Origin of the sequence: Streptomyces sp. NPDC059224 (assembly GCF_042754285.1) — a bacterium.
Classification (GTDB): Bacteria; Actinomycetota; Actinomycetes; order Streptomycetales; family Streptomycetaceae; genus Streptomyces.
Genome location: NZ_JBHZAN010000001.1, coordinates 351832 through 371845, shown reverse-complemented (window position 1 = coordinate 371845; position 20014 = coordinate 351832). Strand labels below are relative to the sequence as shown.

Below are 20014 nucleotides of genomic sequence, written 5' to 3'. Positions count from 1 at the left end.
CTGCACGGGGTAATTCCGACGTCCTGCACATCCTTGACGGGGTCCGGACACTTCGGGGCGGTCAAAGCAGTGTCCTAACTCCACGTCACTCGGTTAGATGAGTGTGGACACCAGAACACCCCGCACTCCCACGCGGGACCGCTCGCCGGGATTCCGCTCCGGATTCGCTTCCGGGCCCGACGACGCTCCCGCGCTGAGCATGGTGAAGGTGCCGAGCGATCCGGCGCAGGTCATCGTCAACCACGCGAGTTTCCGCGTGCAGCTGGGCGTATCGACACGGCGTACCCAGTCTCCCCGGGGCGCACGGAACCTGATCGCCACCGAGGACACCGCGCGCATCCCGGGCGCCGGCACGGCGGGCAGCTCGGGGGCGGCGCCGGGCCGTCGCCGTCCGGTCGTGTGGAGCGGCAGGTCCGCGCCCGACGACACCGGCGCCCACCGGCTGCTCCAGGCCGTGCGCGGCGGTAGCGTCCGGTATGCAGAGGAGGCCGTCGAACCGGCCGGCGCGACCCAGGTCATCCCGCGCGTCGGCGACGGCTACGGCGACCTGGACCAGACCGTCGAGACCCCGGTGGTCGGTCATCCGCGCTCCCCCGCCTCGGGCGAGACCCGACTGCTGCCGCCCATGCGGACGGCCGGCAGCGCCTACGACGAACCGGCTTACGGCGGACCGTCCTACGGTGACCCGGCCTACGACGGCCAGGCCTACGGCGACGACGAGTTCGAGGACTTCGAGGAGCCGTCCGCGACCAGGCGGCACGGCGACGACCCGGCCCGGCACGCCTACTACCCCGGCCGCCGGATGAACCTGGGCGTGGTCCTGCTCCCGCTGCGGATCTTCCTCGGCTTCATCTCCATCTACGCCGGCATGGGCAAGCTGTGCGACCCCGTCTACTTCGACGGCGGCAAGCGCGGCTCCATGGTCACCTGGCTCAACACGCTGCATCCCTGGGACGTCGCCGAGCCGCTGCGCCAGTTCGCCCTCCACCACCCGGTCGGCTCCGGCCTGGTCATCGCCTTCTTCCAGGTGATCGTCGGCGTCCTGACCGTCCTCGGCTGCTGGCAGCGGGTGGCCGCGGTCGTCGGCGCACTGCTCTCCGCCGCGCTCATCGTGACCGTCAGCTGGAAGACCGTCCCCGCGTACGACGCGCCCGACATCATCTACCTCGCCGCCTGGTCCCCGCTGATCATCGCCGGTGCCCCCGTCTACTCCGTCGACGGCCGTCTCGCGGGCAGCGCCTGGCGACGGCTGGGCCCGCACTCCGACATCTGGGACCTGCGCGCCTACGTGCTCCGCCGCGGGGCCCTGATCACGGCCGTCACCATCGGCATCACCCTCCTGGTCGGCTCCCTGCTGGGCGGCGCGGTCCGTGACTCCAGCCGCGTGGTCGTCCCCGGCCCCGGCGAGGCACCCCGCAACAACCTCCCGGGCTCCCCGCTGCCGGGCGAGTCGGCCAAGCACAAGGCGAAGACCCCGTCGGCCTCGACGCCCCCGTCGGGCCGCGTGACCACGAGCCCCTCGCACGCGGCGACGACCCCGGGTGCGACCCGCGGCACGGGCGCGACCACGACCACCCCCAGCCAGACCCAGGGCACCACGGGCCAGGCCCCACCGCAGCACACGGCGCCCGCCCCGACCACGGCAGGCCCCTCCTCGGGCGGCACCGCCACCGGCGGCAGCTCCTCGACGGGCGGCACGGGCACCGGTACGGGCAGTACCGGCGGCGGCTCGACCTCCTCGGGCCAGCCGGGCCTGGTCGGCGGCCTGCTGGGCTAGTGCGACGGCAGCTGGTCCGACGGCGAGGGCCCCGCACCGTGAAAGGTGCGGGGCCCTCGCCGTGGCCCGTGGGAGCGCGGGGCGCGGGGCGCGCGGTACCGGAGGAGCGCGGGGTTACCGCCCCAGCGCGGCCAGCTCCTTCGCCGCCTCCGTCAGGTCCTTCGCCGTGTCGATGGCCCGCCAGTAGGCCCCCTGCGGAATCGGGAACCCGGCCAGCCGGTTGCTCCGGGCGAGGTGCGGGAACGTCGTCCGCTCATGGTCTCCCCGCTCGGGAAGCATCTCGGCGAACTCGGGCGAGAAGACGTACACGCCCGCGTTGATCTCGAACGTCGACGGCGGTGCCTCGATGAAGTCCGTGATGTGCCCGAAGCCGTCCGTCTGCACCGCGCCCCAGGGGATCCGCGGCCGGGCGAGCGCGAGCGTCGCCACCGCGTCCCGCTCCGTGTGGAAGTCGGCCATGTCGCGCAGCGAGAACCGCGTCCAGATGTCGCCGTTCGTGGCGTACCAGGGCCGGTCGGTGTGCGGAAGGTGCTTGGCGGCGTACCTGAGGCCGCCGCCACGGCCCAGCGGCTCGCTCTCCACCACCGTGGTGACGGAGAGCGGCAGGTCGGCCGAGTCGAGCCACGTGCGCAGGACGTCCGCGAGGTGGCCGCAGGAGACCACCACGTCCGTGACGCCCTCTTCGGCGAGCCAGGTCAACTGATGGCCGATGATCGGGGTGCCCGTACCGGGGATCTCGACCATCGGCTTCGGCCGGTCGTCGGTGTACGGACGAAGCCGTGAGCCCTGGCCACCGGCCAGGACCACGGCTTGAGTGGGGCGCGACGCGGCGTTCGGATGGGTCATGCCCCGAACTGTACGACGCGCCCCCGGACGGGTTTCCCGCGGTACGGCGGCAGCGGGAACCCGTTACCTGCCGACCGGCCGCTGTTCAGCTGTGCGCCGCCAGCACGCCGGACGCGAAGGACGTGTCGCACACCGGGCGGGCGTACGACTGGGCGCGCGAGGCGCCGTAGATGCGTACCGCGGCCCGGCCCAGCGCCCGGGCGATGGACGAGCAGTGCTCGGCCAGCGACGGGTGGCCGTTGACCGCCTGCTGGAGGTGGGTGAGGACCTGGCTCGGGTTCTTGTCCTGGAGCTCGGTCATCAACTGGTCGCGCAGAACGTCCTGGGGGGCCCGCGAGACGGCCTTGGAGGAGACGTCGGCGTCGGTCACGTCGGTCGCGGTGAGCACCGAGTTCCGCGGGCTTCCCGTCCAGTTGACGCGGGTGACGGCGAGGGTCCCGGAGAGCACCAGGACGACGGGCAGGACGAGGGCGAGAGTGCGGCCGATCCGGCGGGCAGGGCCGCCCCGGTGGCCGCGTCGCGTCTGAGGGGTGGTGGAGTGCTTCACGCGTGTGAGGGTAGCGTGCGGTAATGATTTGGCGACATTTAGTCACCGGTTCGGGGGATGGAGAAAAGCCTCGTTTTGGGTAGGGGGTTGACGCACGCTGCTCGAAAACAACCCGCTTGCCGGGGTAATTCTGGGCAACGGAAAGGGCCCCGCAGCAGGCCGCGGGGCCCTTTCCGTCAACCTGGGCAAGTTCACCCTGGTCAGAGGTTTCTCTCTTTGATCGCTCAGTCGGAGAGACGCTCGCCCGTGGAGGTCGAGAACACGTGGGTCTCGCCCGGCCGCGGCACGACGTGCAGCGTGGCGCCCTTGTCCGGGACCGCGCGGCCGCTGACGCGGACGACCAGGTCCTTGAGGTCGTCGCCGACCTTGGCGCTGCCGTAGACGTAGCCGTCGGCGCCGAGCTCCTCGACGACGTTCACGGAGACCGCGAGACCCGCCGGGGCGTCCTCGGTGTCCTTGGTGAGGGAGGCCGCGGCCTCGCCGTTGTGCTCGACGATGTCGAAGTGCTCGGGACGGACACCGACGGTCACGGTGCGGTCGCCCTTGTCGGCGGCGGCCTGGAGCGCCTCACGGTTGACCGGGACCACGCTGTTGCCGAACTTCACACCGCCGTCGGTGATCGGGACCTCGACCAGGTTCATGGCGGGGGAGCCGATGAAGCCGGCGACGAAGAGGTTGGCCGGGCGGTCGTACATGTTGCGCGGCGAGTCGACCTGCTGGAGCAGACCGTCCTTGAGGACCGCGACGCGGTCGCCCATCGTCATGGCCTCGACCTGGTCGTGGGTGACGTAGACGGTGGTGATGCCCAGACGGCGCTGGAGGGACGCGATCTGCGTACGGGTCGAGACACGGAGCTTGGCGTCCAGGTTGGACAGCGGCTCGTCCATGAGGAAGACCTGCGGCTCACGCACGATGGCGCGGCCCATCGCGACACGCTGACGCTGACCGCCGGAGAGCGCCTTCGGCTTGCGGTCCAGGTACTCGGTGAGGTCGAGGATCTTCGCGGCCTCCTCGACCTTCTGCCGGATCTCCGCCTTGTTGACGCCGGCGATCTTGAGCGCGAAGCCCATGTTGTCGGCGACCGTCATGTGCGGGTAGAGGGCGTAGTTCTGGAACACCATGGCGATGTCCCGGTCCTTGGGCGGCAGGTGCGTGACGTCGCGGTCACCGATGCGGATGGCGCCGGCGTTGACGTCCTCGAGCCCCGCGAGCATCCGGAGCGAGGTGGACTTGCCGCAACCGGAGGGACCGACCAGGACGAGGAACTCCCCGTCCTCGATCGCGATCTCGAGTCCGTCTACGGCGGGCTTGGTGGAGCCCGGGTAGATCCGGGTCGCCTTGTCGAACGTAACAGTGGCCATGGCTCAGAGGCCCCCTTCTACCGGCAGGAACGTGCCGGACGATCCGTTGTAGGAAGGTGGTTGGTGTAGTCCACGAGAGTGAACTGGGTCAGGACGGTACCTGGCGTTCACCGTGTATGTCAGTACCTGGAGGCGTGTGAACTTCGCGGCAATTTTTCGACGGGCACCGCCGGGGAGCTGGGTACACTGCTCTGGCACGCGAGCGGCACGCCCACGCGCAGGCCTCCTTAGCTCAGCTGGCCAGAGCAACGCACTTGTAATGCGTAGGTCGTCGGTTCGAATCCGACAGGGGGCTCTGTCCCGGCCGGCGGCCCCCGCGATCCGTGATCGCGGGGGCCGCCGGCTGTCGGGGCGGGGTCAGCCGGTGACCGTCTTCGTCGCCTTGCTGGTCGCCGTGCCGTCGCTGTGGCCCGTGCGGTGGGCCGTGACCCGCACGGTGATCTTCTTGCCCTTCTGGGCCGCCTTCAGGGTCAGGGTGGACTTGGTGGCGCCGCCGATCGCCTTGCCGTTCGCGTACCACTGGTACGCGTACGAGGTCGCCGCCGGGCTCCAGGTGCCGTGCGCCGCCGTCAGCTTCCTGCCGGCCTTCGCCGTGCCGCTGATCGTCGGCGCCCTGGTCGCCTTCGGCGCGTCCCCCTTCGCGACCGTCACCGCGGCCGAGGTCGCGGACCCGCTCAGCCAGCCGCTCCTCCCGGCCGTCACGGTCACCGTGAGCTTCTTGCCGAGCAGGGCCGCCGGGACGGTGTACGACGCGGCGGTCGCCCCGGAGATCGCCTTGCCGTCGGCCTTCCACTGGTAGGTGTAGGAGGCCGGGGCCGCCGACCAGCTGCCGGTCGTGGCGGTGACCTTGGCGCCGACCTTGGCGGTGCCGGTGATCTTCGGGGCGGCCGTGCCGGCCAGCCGGGGCTCGGTCACCGTGAAGCCGCCGCTCGGGTACTCGCAGCAGAACGACAACACGCTGACGTTCCAGTCCCCGACGGCCGCGCCGGTCAGGTCCAGGGTGGCCGTCATCGAGCGGTTGTCCGATGCGACCGAGTCGGCCTTCGCGGAGATCGTCCGGCCGGACAGGCTCAGCCGTACCTCGGTGTTCGGGCCGAGCGCGGTGCCGGTGACCGTCACCTTCACCTTCGTGCCGCTCGCTCCGGTGGCCGGGCTGATCCCCGTGACGCTCACCTTGTCGGTGCCGCAGAGGGGGGCGGAGCAGGCCAGCCGGGCGCTGTAGGCGGTGCTGGACGCGGCCTCGGGCAGGCTGAGCAGGAACACGGTCGGGGTGGCCGCCGCGGACGAGCCGAGCGTTGCGCAGTCGTAGCCGTCGCCGTCCGTGTCGATGTAGTGGACGCAGCCGTTGCGCCAGGACGCCGGATTGTACAGCGCCGGTACGGCTGTGGCGGTCGCGCCGGCGGTGTCCTTGATCTCGGCGGAGAACCTGTCGAGACCGGCGGTCGGCAGGACCGCGCAGACGGCACTGTGCGCCTCGTCGAGGGTGCCGGTGACCGGGCCGTACCCGTAGGAGACCGACGGGACCCGGGTGCACTCGGGCGCGGGGCCCTCGGCGGTCGCGATGCGCAGGGCGTCCAGGTGGTACACCGGGGAGGCCTGCCGGCCTGCCGGGGTCTGGACGAGGACCTGGTGGGTGGTGGAGCCGGTGACCGCGCAGGCACTGTTGCGGAAGGAGCACTCGGTCCTGCCGTCGCCGCCGAGCACCGCGAGGCTCGCCGTACCCAGTGCGTCCCGCACGTTGACGTGGACGACGTCGGTGGCGGCGGGGGTGGTGACCTGGACGCAGTCGACGGTGCCGGCGGCGCCGTAACCGCGCTTCACCGAGGGACCGCCGACCTTCGCCGCCACGGTCTTCGCGCAGCCCGCGGAGGTGGCGGAGGCGGTGACGTCCCGGCGGGTCAGCGTGTAAGCGGCCGTCCTGTCCTGACCGGTGACCAGCACGGTGTGGGCCTTGCCCGGGGTGAGCGAGCAGACGGACCAGCCGTCGGTGGTGGCGTAGTGCTCACAGACCTTCTTTCCGGTGGAGTCCAGCACCGAGAACTTCGCGGGTACGTCCCCGGATGTCGTGGTCAGCTGGAACAGCTCGGCGCCCGTGTGGGCACCCGCCGGGATGCCGAGGCACTGCGAGAAGACCCCGTCGCCGGTGGCGAACGCGGCCTTCGCGCCGTCGGCCGCGAAGCTGCCGGCGGGCAGTACGGGGCAGCCCTCGGGAGCGTCGGTGCGGTGCAGGGCGAGGGCGTAGGAGCCGGTCGCGCCCTCGGCCTGGTACTCGCTGTGCAGCAGCACGCGGTAGGGCGCGGTGCCGGTGAGCGCGCAGTCGCCGTCCGAGAGAGCCTGGGCGTCGCACTGGGCGGTGCCGTCGGCGTCGACGACCTCCACGTCGGCGTGGACGCCGGCGGAGACGAGCGGGGTGAGCACGGCGATCCGGGCGTTGTGCGGGGCCGGCAGGGTCAGGCAGTCGTACTGGCCGGGCGTCCGCAGTTCGCCCTGGTGCAGGCCGTACCCGGTGGGCACGCACCCGGTGTCGGAGGCGCGGCCGAGGACGATCACGCCCTGGCGGGCGGTGCCCTCGGGGATCGCGGTGTAGGTGCCGGCCGCGGGCACCCGGCACGGGTCGGTGCCGGAGCGGCACACGGACTTGCCGTCCGTGCCGTAGACCTGGACCGGGCCGGTGCCGCGGTCCTCGTTGACGTAGTGGACGGTGTAGGGGCCGGCCTTGTCGGTGGTGAAGGTGTAGCAGCCGCCGACGGTGAGGTTCTGCGGGTCCAGGGCGCCGTAGGGGCGGACCGGGGCGCTGGTACAGCCCTGCGGGTCGTTGAGGCGACGGGCGGCGACCGTGTACCCGGCCGGGAAGCCGTTCTCCGAGTAGGTGACCTGGGAGATCACCCGGTAGGGGCCGCTGCCGGTCAGCACGCAGCCGTCCTCGCCGTCCTCCGGGAAGTGCGGGCAGACGCGGGCTCCGGTCGTGTCGGTGAGCCATGCGGTGGTGCTGCCGTAGACCGAGGTGGCGGCGGTGAGGCGGATGCGCTCGCCGGGCTGTCCGGTGAAGGGCTGGCAGTCGACCTCGGCCGGGCTGACGCTGGTCCGGGTGGCGAGCGGCTGGTCCCAGCCGGTGCCGGCCGGGTCGAAGCAGCCCGGCGTGGCCGAGCCGAGCGGGACGACGGTGAGCGTCGAGGCGGCGAGGTCCCAGCCGGTGTTGACGACCTTGAGGGTGTAGGCGCCGGCCGCCGGCAGGTCGCACCAGCCCTTGACGCCGTACTCGTTGTCGTAGCAGTCGAGCTGGGTGCCATCGGCGGTGTACAGCTGCGGGTAGAGGTCACTGCTGCCGGCGCCGAGGGAGACCAGGTGCAGGCCGGGTGCCTCGGCGGTGAGGGCGAAGCAGGTACTGCCGTCCGCCGGCACCGACACCTCGGCCTCCGCGTCCCCGGGGTCACCGAAGGGCGCGAGGGCCAGTGGCGCGCACACCGGGTCGTCGGCGCGGGCGGATCCGGCGCCGACGAGAGTGAGCAGCGAGGCGAGCAGGGACACGACGAGGACGGTCACGGCGGTGAGCCGCCCGGGTCTCGCCGTCGGGCCGAAGCCGGTGCCGGGCACGGGGTGCGCCATCGATTCCCCCCTGGAAATACGGATGTTGGGGCGATGGTCGCACACAGGTGTGACACAGGTTCAGCGGCTTTTGGGCGGCGCCCGGGTCCCGCTGTCCCGTGCGGTGCGTCAGTGGCGTCCCGCCACCCGGTCCGCGAGCTTTGCCAGGCGGGACGAGTCGGTGCTCGGGCGGAGGCGTTCGCGCTGGTCGGCGGCGCGGTAGGTGGCGTACATGCCCTGGACGCCCAGCCACCGGAAGGGCTCCGGCTCCCACTTGCGGACCTTGTGGTTCACCCACGGCAGCTCGGTCAGGTCGGTGCGGCCGGCCTGTCCGGAGTCGAGCTGGACGAGGTCGCGCAGGGTCCGGCCCGCGAGGTTGGTGGTGGCGACACCGGAGCCGACGTATCCGCCGGCCCAGCCGAGCCCCGTGGAGCGGTCGAGGGTGACGGTCGCGCACCAGTCGCGCGGGACTCCGAGCACCCCCGACCAGGCGTGCTGCACCGCCAGTCCCGCCAGGGACGGGAAGAACCGCACCAGGATCTCGCGGAGGGCCTCGATCGTCGCCTCCTGTGTCCGGCCGTCGTTGTCCGTCCGCGAACCGAACCGGTACGGCACCCCGCGCCCGCCGAGTGCGATCCGGCCGTCGGCGGTGCGCTGGGCGTACATGTAGGCGTGCGCCATGTCGCCGAGGGTCTCGCGGCCCGCCCAGCCCACCGACTCCCACTGCTCGTCGGTCAGCGGCTCGGTGGCGATCATCGAGGAGTTCATCGGCAGCCAGGTCCGCTTCTGCCCCTTGAGGTTCGCGGTGAAGCCCTCGGTGCAGCGCAGGATGTACGGGGCGCGGACGGTGCCGTAGGGGGTGACGGCGTGCTTCGGGCGGATCTCGGTCACCGGGGTGGACTCGTGGATCCGCACCCCGAGCGCCTCCACGGCCGCCGCCAGCCCCTTCACCAGCTTCACCGGGTGCAGCCGGGCGCCGTGCGGGGTCCAGGTGCCGCCCACCGCGTCGGCGACGCGGATCCGCTCCCGGGTCTCCCCGGCGCCGTACAGTTCGCGGTCCTGCTCGCCGTACGACAGCTCGTGCTCGTGGAAGGCCCTGAGCCGGGCCAGCTGGGCCGGGGTGGTGGCCACCTCCAGTACGCCCCCCTTGTGCAGGTCGGCGTCGATGCCCTCGGTCTCGGCGACCGCGACGACCTCGTCGACGGTCTCGTTCATGGCCTTCTGCAGCCGTACGGCGGCGTCGCGGCCGTGCAGTGCCGCGTACCGGTCGCGGCCGGCGATGCCGTTGTAGAGCCAGCCGCCGTTGCGGCCGGAGGCACCGTAGCCGCAGAACTTCTGCTCCAGGAGGGTGATGCGGAGGAAGGGGGCGGCCTTCTTCAGGTAGTACGCGGTCCACAGGCCGGTGCAGCCACCGCCCACGATCACCACGTCCGCCGACGCGTCCCCGTCGAGCGGCTCCCGTACCGCGGGGAGGCCGTCGTTCGCGTACCAGAAGGAGACGCCACCGTTGACGACACTGCTTGCCGAGCTGCTCATGGCCGGACGTTAGCCCTTGAAGGTGGCCGGTGTCTCCTTCGGATTCCATGCTTTTCCACGGCCTCTGACCAGCGGATAGCAGGCGAGACCGATCAGCGCGGCGACGAAGTGCCCGAGGTCGGTGAAGGTGGGCGACTCGGCCAGCGGCAGCCCGTACACGAGCAGGACGACCGCGAGATACGCGTACCGCCACGGCGTCGCGATCCGGTACGTGAGCACCGCGACCACCCCGGCCAGCGCGTAACTCACCCCGATGTCCAGGGTGTTGACCGCGGAGTGCGGGGCGATGCCGTCATGGATGCCCTTCAGCAGCGCACCCTCGCTGATCAGGGTGGCCAGCACGTGCGCGGCCACGCACACCAGCAGCCAGCGGACCGTACCGAGCCAGCGTTCCGCGGGTGTGTGGAAGACGGTGTAGAGGAAGGCGTACGGCACCCAGTGGCCGCCCCCGATCCACATCGCGCTGGCGACCAGCACCCGCACCGGGTTGTCCGACAGCTCACGGATGTTGGTGGACCGCTGCCGCAGGAACTGCTGCTCGAACTCCGGTGACATGTGGTGCAGCGCGACGGACGTCACGAAGAGAACCGCCAGCCAGACATACGTGCCGGGGGCGCTGCGGACGTACTCCCACGCCTTGCCGCCGAGGCCCCGGAAAATTCGCATGAGGCGATTCATGCACGGTCGCGGCGTCGTACGGGTGAGTGACATTCCGGAGCGGCCGATCTGCGGCCCCCGCCCCCGCCGGTCCCGGGCCCCTCCGTTGTCAGTGGCGGCCTGCAAGATGGGGGCATGGCGAGGACAGCGGCCGGCGGGTCCGGTGGTGGCAAGGTGAAGGGCGCGCGGCGGCCGGAGGTGCGGCTGCCCGAGCTGGAACCCTGGGGCGGCGGCGAGCTGGAACCGGACGGGGACTACGACGGGCTGGATTTCCGGGAGGCGGACTTCGTCGGGCAGGACGGCGCGGGGGCCCGGTTCATGGACTGCGCGCTGACGGGCTGCGCCTTCGACGAGACGGGGCTGCGCCACGCCCGCCTGCTGGACACGGTCCTCACCGGGCCGAGAGGCGTCGGCACCGACCTCGCCGACGCGACCCTCCGCGACGTCGAGCTGGTCGACGCCCGCCTGGGCGGCACCCAGCTGCACGGTGCCGTCCTGGAGCGGGTGGTGGTCCGCGGCGGCAAGATCGACTACCTGAACCTGCGTACGGCCAGGCTCAGGGACGTGGTCTTCGAAGGGTGCGTGCTGGTGGAGCCGGACTTCGGCGACGCCGTCCTGGAGCGGGTGGAGTTCGTCGACTGCGCCCTGAAGGAGGCCGACTTCACCGGGGCGACCATGAAGGACGTCGATCTGCGGGGCGCCGCCTCCCTGGAGATCAGCAGGGGGGTGGAGCGACTGGCCGGGGCGGTCATCAGCATGTCCCAACTGCTGGACCTGGCCCCGGTGCTGGCGGTCCAGCTGGGGATCCGCGTGGAGGGGTGAGCCGGGGCGCACCGGCCGCCCCGGTCAGTCCTGGGGCGTGGCCGCGGCCGTCTTCCGCAGGCCCAGGTGGTCGTCCGGGTCCCGGAGCCGGTCCTGCTGGGTGGCCAGCAGGCGGCGGACCGCCCCTTCGGGCATGCGGACCACCACCGGCCGGGGCAGGGTCAGTTCCCGCACGGCGGTGCCGGTACGGCCGGCCAGCACGCGGTTGTTCACCTTCGCCACCACCCGCACGTCCAGCGTGAACTGCACGAGGACCGACGCGGCCTTGGGCTTGTGCAGCGGCATCGAACCGGACGCGTTCACCGCCGCGTCCGCCGCCCCGCCGCTGCCACCGGCGTTGCCCATCAGCTGGTTGAGGCGGAACTCGTCGGCGTTGAGCAGTCCCGCTCCCGCCAGGCCGCGTGCCGTCCTGCCGTGGTCGGCGGAGCTCAGACCGTCCGTCTGGGTGGGCCGGGGCGCGTCCAGGTGGCTCTGCCCCACCGTCTCGAAGGTCATCTTGTCGCCGACGCCCAGCACCCGCCCGTCCCGCAGCCGCCCGTGCAGGGACGCCCGCAGGTCCTGGCCCGCCGCTCCGGTGGCGTGCACCGGGGGCAGCTCGGCTCCGGCGGAGGTCAGCAGGGGCAGCGCCGCGATCAGCCACTCGGTGGAGACGGCCTCGTGCAGGGTGTACGCGGCGGCCTGCCCCGTGGACCGGAAGCGGTCGCCGCCGCCCGCCTCCCGGACCGCGGAGCCGACCAGCTCCCGGATCTGCGGGGCGCCCTGGAAGCCGTTCACCTGCGCCTCCATCGGCAGCCGCACACCGCCGGAGCGCCAGGCGCCGAGCGCGGCCGGGCCCTCGCCGCGCGGGCCGGGGGCGGGGGCCACCGGCTGGTGGCGCGGCGCGGTCAGCCGGCCGAGGGCGGCCAGGTCCTTGTCCAGGACGCGGTGGGTGACCGCCTGGCGGCCCAGGGAGACCAGCGCCACCCGGCGGTCGCCGCGGTGCAGTTCGAGGGTCGCCTCGATCGGTATCCGCATCTTCGACGACTTCGCGGTCTTGGCCTCCGCGACCGTCTTCATGCCGAGCTGGCCACGGCCCGCCGTGCCGGAGCGCCGGGAGCCGCCCGAACCGACGCCCAGCCCCGCCGCACCGCCCATGCTCTTCAGCTGCCCGACGCCGCCGTCCGGTTTGCCGGAACCGGCGAAGATCCCCTCCACGCCGGTCGACACCCCCTCGTCGTGGGAGGTGGCCTGCTGGGCGACGGCAGCGGTGATGTACTCCAGGTCCCGGCCGTCGTCCGCCGCACCGTCGTGGCTGCCGTCGCCCAGGCGGTTGACCTTGAACACCGCCCAGTAGGGGGTTCTGCGGCCGTCGAACAGCTCGACGGTGACCCCGCCGTCCATGGCGCCGGAGAGCAGGCCGGCGCTGCCGTCGCGGTCCAGGACGCGCAGCAGCCGCTGCACGTTGTCGTTGCGGTCGGCCAGCTGGCGCCGGGGCAGCAGGTCGTCGGCGAGACCCTGCTGCCCGCTCTCCGCGAGGCGGGTACGCAGCCGGGCCAGCAGCGGCACGAAGTTCGGCAGGTTCTCGATCATGCCGAAGCCGAGGGGCAGCGAGCGGTCGAAGGACGGGCCGGTGGCACGCGGCCGCGCGGACGTGGTGGACCCCGTCCGGCCCGCCGTCTCTCCCCGGTCGCCTTCGCGTGCCTCGCGCCCGGCGCCCGCCCGGGAGCTCTCCGCGGCCCGCCGCCCCGGCCGGGACGGCGGCGGCCCCGTCAGCGGTGCCGGTTCACGGTCGAGCCCGAGCTGCCTGCGGATCGGGGCCGGCAGCTGTGCCTCGGTCAGCCACACCGCCGCCTCGGCCGGCAGCGTGCGGGCGGCCGTCGCCACGTAGGGGCCGCCGCCGGTGACCTCGACCTCGGCGACCATGGTGACGAGCAGGTCGCACTGGACCAGGTAGAGCGGCGCCTTCCTGGGGGTGTGCGCGTTGCGCTCGACCGTGCCGGACAGGGCCGCGGACCGGGCGTCGCCCGCGCTGGTGGTGCGGCTCCCGGACAGCCCCTGGCCCAGCCGCCACTCGGGGCCGTTCTCCGAGCCGGTGGCGCCGACCTGCCAGGTGCTGGTGGTGCCCTGCCCCTCCTGGCCGGCCGCCTGGTGGCCGCCGAGCACGAAGGTCTCGGTGCCCGGACCCGCGCCCCGGTGCAGGAACTTCGGGTTGGCCAGCGTGAGGCGGGTGCCCACCGCCCCGTTCAGCGCGGCGAGCCGCCGCGGGAAGCGCAGGTTCTTGACCACCCATCCGGAGGACACGGCCTGCCGCAGGGACGCCGTGATGGCCTGCGGACCGAACCGCTCCTCGATCGCCAGCCGCGGTGCCAGCCCCTCGGTCTGGAGCGCGGGATCCTCCCGGACGCCCTTGTTGCGGGCGGCGGCCCGGGACAGCAGCTGGAAGGCGAGGTCCCGGACGGCCCGGCCGTCGCCGACCGTCTCCACCAGCTGCCAGTCCCGCAGCGCCTGCCCGGCGGACGGCCGGGGCACGAGCGTGGCCAGGTCGCCGATGCCCTCGGCGGTGACGGCGTGGTCGGGTCGCGGGGCCTGCGCCCGGCGCCGGTCGCGCACCGCGTCCTTCCGCTGCCGGCCCTCCTCGTCGAGGGTGAACTCCGTCGGGGTGACCAGCCGTACGTCCTGCTCGTCCAGGTGCAGGCCCGCCAGCGGGGTGGCCTGCGGCGCGTCCCGGCCCGGGGAGCCGGGGGTGAGGGCGCGGCCGAGCTTGCGCTGCCGGGAGGTCATGGTGACGTCGACGTCCAGACGCAGGGCGGCCCCGAAGGTGCTGGCCTTCTCGGAGCCGTTGGTGAGGATGTCGGTACGGGTGGTGGGGCCGGCCTGGTTGCGGCGGGTGCCGGCTCGGTGCCTCTCGTAGCGGGCCGAGCCGGTCAGGATGCCGGGGACGATCCTGGCCTGCGCGAGTACGAGACCGCCGATCGAACGTGAACTGCTGCGTCCGCTCTGCGCGTTGCCGGTGACACCGGAGTGGCTGCGCACCAGCCAGTTGTCGGTGTCGCCGAGGTAGCCGGTCTCGCGGAGCTGCCCCCGGACGCGGAGCTGCACGTCGTGGGCGTGCAGGGTGGTCTTGCGGCGCAGCCGCACCCGGATGCCGGTCGTGGTCAGCTGGTCCTTGTTGACCCGCAGGTTGGTCTCGGAGAGGGCGGCCATCAGCTCGCGGTGGTTGCGCCGCTGGAGCGCGGCCTCCTCCTTGCCGGGCGTCGAGGCCACCGCGTCGGTACCGAAGGCGGGCAGGTAGCCGGCCAGCCGGGGATCGGTCGCGAACAGCTCCTGCACGGCCCGGACCATGGGGCCGGTGTCGAGCTGGCTGAGGGTGACGCTGGAGCCCATGGCGCCGAACGGGAGGTGCCGCTCGACGTCGGTCTCGGCGCCGTTCCCGTCGGTCCGCCTGGGCTTCTCGATGAACTCCTCGGCCTTGGCTCCGGGCGGCAGCGGCAGCCCGAGCGACTGCGCCTCGTCGGCCCGCAGGCTCATCCACACCTGCATCGAGTGCCGGGCGACGCGGGTCCCGGGGCGAAGGATCATCTCGGCGGAGCGCTGCCCGGTGCCCTCCGCGGTGAACTGCACGGTCGCCAGGTAGAGCACCTTGTCGCCGCGCACCTCGGCGCCCTGGCGACTGGACACGGTCTGCTCGGCCACCGTGAACCGCGCCTTGCGGGCCGCCGCGACCGGCATGGCCGTGGCCCGCACGACGGCGGCGTTGCCGGCCGCTCCGACGCCGATGGCCGGCCCCAGACCGCCGGTGACGGCACGCCCCTTGCCGGCGCTCTCGGTGACCGTGTGCTGGGTCTGCTGATGGGTGCGCAGCTGCGTCGCGCCGGTACCCCAGGCGGGCGACATGCCGGTGATGTCGGCTCGCATGCGGTAGCTGCCGAGGCTGCTGCCGTCCTTGGACGCCAGGTCCTCGCCGGTGACGCCGTCGCGCAGCAGCCGGGGCAGGTCCTCCAGGACGGTCGCCGTCGAGGTCGCCTCGTGGAGCCGGGCACGGCCGGGCGCGCCGGGCGCGGTGAGGGAGGGATGCAGGACGCCGGCGACCGCGTCGAAGAGCCCGCCGCCGCCCTGGTGCGGGGCGGCGCCGTCGGTCACCGCGACCGGAGCCATCGAGTCGGCGAGCGTGACGCGCCGGGCGGTGGCCGCCTGGAGGGGCGCCGGAGCGGCGGGCGCCGCGGTGCCCGCCGGGACCAGGTGCTCGGTGGGCACGCGCTGGGTGAGGGTGCCCGAGCCGTGGAAGGTCTGCGCGGGCTGCGTCGCGGCCCGGCCGCCCTGCCGCTTCACCCGTACGCCGTACCGCACCTTGCGTGGTGCCTCCACCGAGCCCTTCTCGCTGCGCAGCACCCGCGGTTCGGCCACGTTGCGCTGGCTGCGGGACTCCCGCGAGGACTGCCAGGGCTGTGCGTTCGCCAGCCCGGCCCCGCCCAGCCACAGCCCCGGTACGACGGGCGCGAGCCCGAAGGCCATGCCGCCCAGGCCCTTGCCGGACCCGCCGCTCGCGGTGGTCGCGACGGTGGCGGCGGTGTTGTGCTGGACGTCGACCTTGGTGTCCTTGCCCTCGGCCTCGTCCAGTGCGGCGAGCGGCGTCCCGTCCTGGTCCGGCAGGGTCCTGGCGAGCAGGTCCTTCGGGTGGAAGGCCGGCGGCCGGTCGTCGGGGGCGCGGGTGATGCCGACGGTGACGTCGTACCAGTCCTTGCCGTCCTTGCCCTGGACCGTGAAGGCGCGGCCCTGTCCGTAGAACGACTCGGGGCGTGCGGCGAGTTCGGCGCCGATGCCGGCGACCTCGCCGTCGCCGTGCCCGACCACCGCGGCCACCGCGTTTCGGACGAACTCGTGCCCGGTCAGCCCGTAGGCCGTGGACAGGCCGGCCGCCTGGAAGTCCATCAGGTAGGACGGGAGCACGAGTCCCGGCTCGGTGCGTTCCTCCTCGATGGGGGACACGGGCAGCACCGGCCGGCCGCGTACCGCCGAGGGCCGGGCGACGCCCTTCCCCTTGGCGTTCCGCAGCGCCTTTGTGGTGGCCGCGTTCCCCGCTTTGCCCTGGAGGGCGAGCATCGCGTTTTCCGCCGGCCCGACGGGCACGGTCGGGCCGAGGGGCTTGGCGGTGACCGGTACCCGGGAGACCCCGTCAGAGGCATCTTTTCCGCTGTCGCCTGGCTGTCGCTGCGTCCGCACGGAGTCAACGTAAAGGCGGCCGGGTCAGGCGGAACGCCTTCCGTCTCACTTGTCACTCCCGCCTGGCTGGGCGGTCAACTTCCGTACATCCAAACGTCGTTCAACCGTCCGGAAGCCTACGAGACCCTCGGGAAACGGGCTTGGAGCGTCCAGATCGCCGGGTTGTCGGCCAGGCCCTCGTGCATGTCGGTCAGGTCGGCGATCAGGTCGTGCAGGAAGTCCCGTGCCTCCCGGCGCAGTTCGGTGTGGGAGAAGGTGAGCGGGGGCTCCTCGGCCGGCATCCAGTCCGCCTCGACGTCAACCCAGCCGAAGCGGCGCTCGAAGAGCATGCGGTCGGTGGACTCGGTGAAGTCGAGTTCCGCGTGCTGCGGCCGGGCGGCCCGGGATCCGGCGGGGTCGCGGTCGATCCGCTCCACGATGTCGCACAGCGCCCACGCGAAGTCGAGCACCGGCACCCATCCCCAGGCTGTGGACAGCTCCCGGTCCGCCTTGGTGTCCGCGAGGTAGACGTCCCCGCAGAACAGGTCGTGACGCAGCGCGTGGACGTCCACCCGCCGGTAGTCGGTCTGGGGCGGGTCCGGGAACCGGTTGGAGAGGGCATAGCCGATGTCGAGCACGTCGTCGATGGTGTCATGTCGTCCTACGATCACGTGCGTGCCCCGATCCGTGCTCGTTCTCCCCGCCGCACTGCTCTGCCTCACACTGGCCGCGTGCGACGGCGGGGTGCGCGGCGCCCCGGGCGGCGCGGGCGTGGGCGACCCCTACTTCCCCAAGGCGGGCAACGGCGGCTACGACGTCGGCCACTACGGCCTCACGCTCGCCTACGACCCCCACAGCGGCCTCCTCACCGGCACCGCCGTGATCACCGCCCGGGCCGGCCGGGACCTGTCCGCCTTCGACCTCGACCTGCGGGGACTCCACGTCGACGGGGTCACCGTCGAGGGCAAGGAGGCCCGCTGGAACCGGGCCGGGCAGGAGCTGACCGTCCGCCCGCACGACGGCCTGGACAAGGGCGAGACCTTCGCCACGACCGTGCGCTACTCGGGCCGCCCGGAGACGATCACCGACCCCGACGGCTCGAAGGAGGGCTGGCTGCGCACCGCGGACGGCGCGCTCGGGCTCGGCGAGCCGGTCGGCGCCATGGCCTGGTTCCCCGGCGGCCACCACCCCTCCGACAAGGCGTCGTACGACATCACGGTCACCGTCCCGGAGGGCCTCCAGGCCGTCTCCGACGGAGAACTGAAGAGCGAGACGACGAGGAACGGCCGTACGACCTTCGTCTGGCACACCGCCGAGCCGATGGCGAGCTACGTCGCCACGGTCGCCGTCGGCCACTACACGGTCACCCGCGCCACCCTCCCCGACGGCCTGCCGGTGTACACCGCCGTCGACCCCACCCAGGCGAGGGCGAGCCGCGCGGTCCTGGCGAGGATCCCCGAGATCATCGCGTGGGAGGCGTACAACTTCGGCCCCTACCCCTTCTCCTCCACCGGCGCGATCGTGGACCGCCCGGCGGACGCCGGGTACGCCCTGGAGACCCAGAACCGGCCCGTCTTCCCCGGCGCCCCGGACACCGCGACCCTCGTCCACGAACTCGCCCACCAGTGGTACGGCGACTCCGTCACCCCGAGGACCTGGCGGGACATGTGGCTCAACGAGGGTTTCGCGACCTACGCCGAGTGGCTCTGGGACGAGGACCACGGCGGCCCGAGCGCCCAGCAGACCTTCGACAAGGTCTATGCCACCCCCACGGACGACTCCACCCTCTGGGGCTTCCCGCCGGCCGACCCCCCGAGCGCCGCGTACATCTCGGAGCGGCCGGTCTACGACCGCGGTGCGATGGTCCTGCAGAAGATCCGCCAGACCGTCGGCGACGACACGTTCTACGACATCGTCCAGGGCTGGGCCGCCACCCACCGCCACGGCAACGCGGACACGGCCCAGTTCACGGCGTACGTGCAGCAGAAGGCGCCGGGCAAGGACTTCTCCGCCGTCTGGAAGACCTGGCTGCACGGCGACGGCAAGCCGCCGAGACCCTAGGAGCCCGGAACCAGTTCCTTGCGCAGCACCGCGCACGGCCGCCCGAGCCGCCGGTCCGGACGGTGCCCGATCACCTCGTACCCGAGGGCCGTCCAGAAGGCCAGCCCCTTCGGGTTGTTCTCCAGCACGGCGAGCCGCACGGCGTCCCGCCCGGCCATCCGGAACCGCTCCTCGACCCCCTCCGCGATCCGCCGCCCGTACCCGCGTGCCCGCGCCGCCGTGTCCACCATCAGCAGCCCGATCCACGGATCGGGATCGGCCGGATCGGGATGCCGGGCCAGCGTGATCACCACCCCCACCAGCCGCCCCTCGGCACGCGCCAGCAACACCTCGACGTCCGGATTCGCCAACTCGTCGGCGAGCGCGCCGGCCACCTGCTCAGGCCGGATGTCGTCCGGATCCGGGAAGTCCCCGCTGAGCGCCTGGAACTCCCGGTCGGAGGCGTACAGCGCGGTCAGCTCGGTGAGAAGGGGGGCCGGGATGTCGTGGTCGGGGGTGAGGGGGAGCGGGGCGAGGATCATGCGGGCAACTTATCCGGCGGACAGCGGGGCAGGCCGTCGCTCGCGACGGTCCAGTCGCCGACTAGGTCCCCTCCGGGAGATCGCTTCGGCAGTCGCGGCAGAGTCCGGGCGCGGGGGAGCGGAAGCCTCTGTCGCAGCCCTCGCAGTTGTGCATCCGGGTGGGCGTGGCCGGCGGGGGATCCGGCGCGCGGAAGGGAGGCGGCGCGGGAAGCCGGTCCGTCAGGCGGTGGGCCACGAAGGCGGCCGGCCGGATCAGGGGTTCCGCCGGCAGGTCGGCGGTCAGGGCGTGGCGTACGGCGGTGGCGGTGACGTCCCGTTCCAGCCAGGCCGCGACCCCGGGTGCCAGGTGTTCGGTGTCGGCGGCCGACAGCAGCAGCCGGGAGTCGTGGCGGCGGAGGTCGGAGAGGATGTCGACGGCCTTCTGGACGAGCGCGGGGGAGGGGCAGGCCGGGCGCGGTACGGGTGGCAGGGCCTTCTTGCGGGCGGGCTTCCGCGGTGTCCCGGGCCGTGCCACGGTTTCGGGTCGGCGGGCGCGGTGGGCGGGCTGGTTGCAGGAGACCGTGCGGGTGATGATCCGGCCGTCGGCGATCCGCTCGCGTTCGCGCCGCAGATAGCCCTCGGCCTCCAGCTCGTTCAACGCGGCGGCGATCCGGTTCCTGCCCTCCGGGAAGCGGATCGCCAGGCTCTTGATGTCGACCTGGGCGCCCTTGGGAAGCGACTGGATGTGCACGCCCAGCCCGATCGCGAGCGCCGAGAGGGTGGAGTGCTGGGCCAGGTGGTTGCCGATCACCACGAAGTGGGAGGTGTGGCGGGAGTTGTCGTGCAGAAGTCCCCCGGACCCCCGGTTCGGGTGCTTCTTGGCGGCAACACGGGACTCGGCGCCCGAGGGCGCGCTAGGGTTTTTCGTATCCATCGGGAAGGTGGTGCTTCCTAGGTGGTCAGGCCCTCGCACTGGGATTGCTCGTCCCGGCGGGGGCCGAAATTTTTCTGCGGTCGTTTCGCTGAGCGTAGGGCAGGCAACCCTCCCCAAAGCCAGTCGAGTTGGGCATATTCACTCGCGGGAGTGACGCTGCGCGACGGGCGGGAGGGGTGGGGCTTGGTGGGGTTCTTTCTCCTCGTTTCG

The 20014-nt window shown here is 72.7% G+C and carries 13 protein-coding genes and 1 tRNA gene; 4 read left to right on the top strand and 10 right to left on the bottom strand.

Going from position 1 to position 20014, the window contains the following annotated elements; translation table 11 throughout:
* Positions 1-97: 97 nt before the first annotated feature.
* A complete protein-coding gene (locus ACFXI4_RS01680) occupies positions 98-1777 on the top strand; it encodes a DoxX family protein (protein ID WP_384987202.1) in 1680 nt (559 codons plus the stop codon).
* A gap of 114 nt (positions 1778-1891) precedes the next feature.
* Here the strand turns inward: ACFXI4_RS01680 and ACFXI4_RS01675 are convergent, their stop codons facing one another.
* The 3 genes from ACFXI4_RS01675 to ACFXI4_RS01665 form a co-directional block, all read right to left on the bottom strand.
* Positions 1892-2623 (bottom strand): nucleotidyltransferase family protein, encoded by a 732-nt coding sequence (locus ACFXI4_RS01675; RefSeq protein ID WP_362714267.1) that lies wholly within the window; start codon positions 2621-2623, stop codon positions 1892-1894.
* Positions 2624-2708: 85 nt separating this feature from the next.
* Entirely contained in the window at positions 2709-3170 is a 462-nt protein-coding gene (locus ACFXI4_RS01670) for a hypothetical protein (RefSeq protein ID WP_362714265.1), read from the bottom strand.
* 224 nt (positions 3171-3394) lie between these two features.
* Entirely contained in the window at positions 3395-4531 is a 1137-nt protein-coding gene (locus tag ACFXI4_RS01665) for a sn-glycerol-3-phosphate ABC transporter ATP-binding protein UgpC (RefSeq protein WP_362714263.1), read from the bottom strand.
* Positions 4532-4752: 221 nt separating this feature from the next.
* Between ACFXI4_RS01665 and ACFXI4_RS01660 the strand changes: the two genes are divergently transcribed.
* Positions 4753-4826 (top strand) — tRNA-Thr (locus ACFXI4_RS01660).
* 62 nt (positions 4827-4888) lie between these two features.
* On the opposite strand, the gene ACFXI4_RS01655 is transcribed toward ACFXI4_RS01660, so the two are convergent.
* The 3 genes from ACFXI4_RS01655 to ACFXI4_RS01645 all read right to left on the bottom strand — a co-directional run bounded on the left by ACFXI4_RS01655 (position 4889) and on the right by ACFXI4_RS01645 (position 10318).
* Positions 4889-8137, bottom strand: a complete 3249-nt coding sequence (locus ACFXI4_RS01655) for a Tat pathway signal protein (RefSeq protein ID WP_384987199.1) — start codon at positions 8135-8137, stop codon at positions 4889-4891.
* 108 nt (positions 8138-8245) lie between these two features.
* Positions 8246-9652, bottom strand: a complete 1407-nt coding sequence (locus ACFXI4_RS01650; protein WP_384987197.1) for an NAD(P)/FAD-dependent oxidoreductase — start codon at positions 9650-9652, stop codon at positions 8246-8248.
* 9 nt (positions 9653-9661) lie between these two features.
* Positions 9662-10318 (bottom strand): rhomboid-like protein, encoded by a 657-nt coding sequence (locus ACFXI4_RS01645; protein ID WP_384987195.1) that lies wholly within the window; start codon positions 10316-10318, stop codon positions 9662-9664.
* A gap of 126 nt (positions 10319-10444) precedes the next feature.
* On the opposite strand from ACFXI4_RS01645, the gene ACFXI4_RS01640 reads away from it, so the two are divergent.
* On the top strand, positions 10445-11131 hold the full coding sequence (locus ACFXI4_RS01640; RefSeq protein ID WP_384987193.1) for a pentapeptide repeat-containing protein: 687 nt from the start codon (positions 10445-10447) through the stop codon (positions 11129-11131).
* A gap of 24 nt (positions 11132-11155) precedes the next feature.
* Here the strand turns inward: ACFXI4_RS01640 and ACFXI4_RS01635 are convergent, their stop codons facing one another.
* Both ACFXI4_RS01635 and ACFXI4_RS01630 read right to left on the bottom strand, forming a co-directional pair.
* Positions 11156-16330 carry a hypothetical protein gene (locus ACFXI4_RS01635; protein WP_384987191.1) on the bottom strand — a complete coding sequence of 1725 codons (5175 nt, stop codon included), beginning with the start codon at positions 16328-16330 and terminating at the stop codon, positions 11156-11158.
* Positions 16331-16446: 116 nt separating this feature from the next.
* On the bottom strand, positions 16447-16947 hold the full coding sequence (locus tag ACFXI4_RS01630) for a hypothetical protein (RefSeq protein ID WP_384987424.1): 501 nt from the start codon (positions 16945-16947) through the stop codon (positions 16447-16449).
* Positions 16948-16984: 37 nt separating this feature from the next.
* Between ACFXI4_RS01630 and ACFXI4_RS01625 the strand changes: the two genes are divergently transcribed.
* Entirely contained in the window at positions 16985-18370 is a 1386-nt protein-coding gene (locus tag ACFXI4_RS01625; RefSeq protein WP_384987189.1) for a M1 family metallopeptidase, read from the top strand.
* Here the strand turns inward: ACFXI4_RS01625 and ACFXI4_RS01620 are convergent.
* Positions 18367-18891 (bottom strand): GNAT family N-acetyltransferase, encoded by a 525-nt coding sequence (locus ACFXI4_RS01620; RefSeq protein ID WP_384987187.1) that lies wholly within the window; start codon positions 18889-18891, stop codon positions 18367-18369. The genes ACFXI4_RS01625 and ACFXI4_RS01620 overlap by 4 nt on opposite strands.
* A gap of 61 nt (positions 18892-18952) precedes the next feature.
* Positions 18953-19804: a helix-turn-helix domain-containing protein gene (locus ACFXI4_RS01615; RefSeq protein WP_384987185.1), complete on the bottom strand. Its 852-nt coding sequence runs from the start codon at positions 19802-19804 to the stop codon at positions 18953-18955.
* Positions 19805-20014 lie beyond the last annotated feature (210 nt).

Coding starts and splice junctions, on each gene's coding strand:
- ACFXI4_RS01650 (WP_384987197.1), bottom strand. CDS start 9,652: ATGAGCAGCTCGGCAAGCAGTGTCGTCAACGGTGGCGTCTCCTTCTGG.
- ACFXI4_RS01620 (WP_384987187.1), bottom strand. CDS start 18,891: ATGATCCTCGCCCCGCTCCCCCTCACCCCCGACCACGACATCCCGGCC.
- ACFXI4_RS01645 (WP_384987195.1), bottom strand. CDS start 10,318: ATGCGAATTTTCCGGGGCCTCGGCGGCAAGGCGTGGGAGTACGTCCGC.
- ACFXI4_RS01615 (WP_384987185.1), bottom strand. CDS start 19,804: ATGGATACGAAAAACCCTAGCGCGCCCTCGGGCGCCGAGTCCCGTGTT.
- ACFXI4_RS01665 (WP_362714263.1), bottom strand. CDS start 4,531: ATGGCCACTGTTACGTTCGACAAGGCGACCCGGATCTACCCGGGCTCC.
- ACFXI4_RS01655 (WP_384987199.1), bottom strand. CDS start 8,137: ATGGCGCACCCCGTGCCCGGCACCGGCTTCGGCCCGACGGCGAGACCC.
- ACFXI4_RS01640 (WP_384987193.1), top strand. CDS start 10,445: ATGGCGAGGACAGCGGCCGGCGGGTCCGGTGGTGGCAAGGTGAAGGGC.
- ACFXI4_RS01680 (WP_384987202.1), top strand. CDS start 98: ATGAGTGTGGACACCAGAACACCCCGCACTCCCACGCGGGACCGCTCG.
- ACFXI4_RS01675 (WP_362714267.1), bottom strand. CDS start 2,623: ATGACCCATCCGAACGCCGCGTCGCGCCCCACTCAAGCCGTGGTCCTG.